The sequence below is a fragment of the Vibrio sp. 2033 genome, assembly GCF_033339735.1.
Genome location: NZ_JAWOVC010000127.1, coordinates 1 through 997 on the forward strand (window position 1 = coordinate 1; position 997 = coordinate 997).

Sequence of the window (997 nt, forward strand, 5' to 3'; positions counted from 1 at the left end):
TTTTACGATTTGGTTGATTACCTTAATGAGCCAAACCGACATGTTGGCTGGTAATGCCAGCAACAACTTTTTGATTTGGTTAATTACGCCGCCAGAGATGCTGTCGAGCTTCGACATTGCGATTTCGGATTGGGGCATGATCATGAGTGTGGTGGCGAACGCGGTGTGTTTTGTCGCGGTGTCTCTGGCGACGCGTCCAAGCCTAAGTGAGCGCTTACAGTCGGCGTCTTTTGTCGGAACACCGCTGCCTGAAAGCGAAAACATCAGCTTGTATCAAAGTCGAGTTACCGTGGCTGAGCTGGAAATGCTTGCCTCGCGCTTTGTTGGCCGCACTCGGGTGAAAGTGGCTTTCCAAGCCTATTGGAGCCAGCAGCGAGAGGAGTTGTTACCGAACCAACAAGCGCCGTCTTCGTTGATTCGTCATACTGAACGCGTATTGGCTGGGGTGTTTGGTGCCTCTTCCGCTAAGTTAGTACTTACTTCTGCGTTGCAAGGCAGAAATATGCAGCTTGAAGAAGTCGCAACCATCGTTGATGAAGCTTCAGAGTTGTACGACTTTAGCCGCGGATTACTCCAAGGGGCGATTGAACATATCGGCCAAGGGATTGCGGTGGTCGACAAACAACTGCGGCTGGTGGCGTGGAACCAGCGTTACCTAGAGCTGTTTGTATTCCCACCCGGATTAATTCAAGTTGGCCGACCGATTGCTGATGTGATTCGCCACAATGCTGAGCAAGGTTTGTGTGGCCCCGGCGATCCAGAAGACCACGTACGCCGCCGCGTGTATCATCTTGAGCAAGGCACGCGACATACCTCTTCCCGTGTGCGTCCTGATGGACGAGTGATTGAAGTGCAGGGCAACCCGATGCCCGGCGGTGGTTTTGTAATGAGCTTTACGGACATCACCGTATTCCGCGATGCCGAGCAAGCACTGAAAGACGCCAATGAAACGTTAGAAGAACGAGTGCGCGCGCGCACTAGAGAGTTGGAGCAACTC

Annotated in this window: 1 protein-coding gene; it reads left to right on the forward strand. The window is 52.7% G+C overall.

The features are described 5' to 3' along the window. Window positions 1-997: PAS domain-containing protein (locus R7P74_RS25080; RefSeq protein WP_318123352.1), on the forward strand; the 997-nt coding region annotated here is incomplete at both ends.